Source organism: Streptomyces silaceus (assembly GCF_001419745.1).
GTDB classification, from domain to species: Bacteria; Actinomycetota; Actinomycetes; order Streptomycetales; family Streptomycetaceae; genus Streptomyces; species Streptomyces silaceus.
Genome location: NZ_LIRJ01000242.1, coordinates 9459 through 10056, shown reverse-complemented (window position 1 = coordinate 10056; position 598 = coordinate 9459). Strand labels below are relative to the sequence as shown.

The window sequence follows — 598 nt, the reverse complement described above, 5'->3', positions numbered from 1 at the left end:
GGAGAAATCCTCGCGCGAAGCGCGAAAAGGGCCCCGGTGCGGGGGGGGTGGCACCGGGGCCCAGCCAGTGGGACCGCTGAAGGCCGGCCGCCTAGGCCGCCGCGTCGAACCCGGTGTCCCGCGCCAGCTTCTTCAGCTCCAGAAGCGCGTGCTTCTCGATCTGGCGGATCCGCTCACGGGTGAGCCCGTGCTCCTTGCCGACCTCCGTCAGCGTCCGCTCGCGGCCGTCCTCGATGCCGTACCGCATCTTGATGATGGACGCCGTGCGCTGGTCGAGGCGGCCGATCAGGCCGTCCAGCTCCTCGCTGCGCAGCAGCGAAAGGACGGACTGCTCGGGCGAGACCGCCGAGGTGTCCTCCAGGAGGTCGCCGAACTGGGTGTCGCCCTCGTCGTCCACGCCCATGTTGAGCGAGACCGGGTCGCGCGCCCAGTCCAGGACGTCCGTGACGCGCTCGGGCGTCGAGGACAGCTCCGCGGCGATCTCCGCGGGCTCCGGGTCCCGGCCGTGCTCGCGGTTGAACTCGCGCTGCACACGGCGGATCCGGCCCAGCTCCTCCACCAGGTGGACGGGCAGGCGGATGGTGCGGGACTGGTCGGC

1 protein-coding gene is annotated in these 598 nt (G+C 71.9%); it reads right to left on the bottom strand.

Annotated elements, in window-relative coordinates; all coding sequences use genetic code 11:
* Window positions 1-91 precede the first annotated feature (91 nt).
* Window positions 92-598: sigma-70 domain-containing protein (locus AOK22_RS42905; protein ID WP_279617092.1), on the bottom strand; the 507-nt coding region annotated here is incomplete at its 5' end.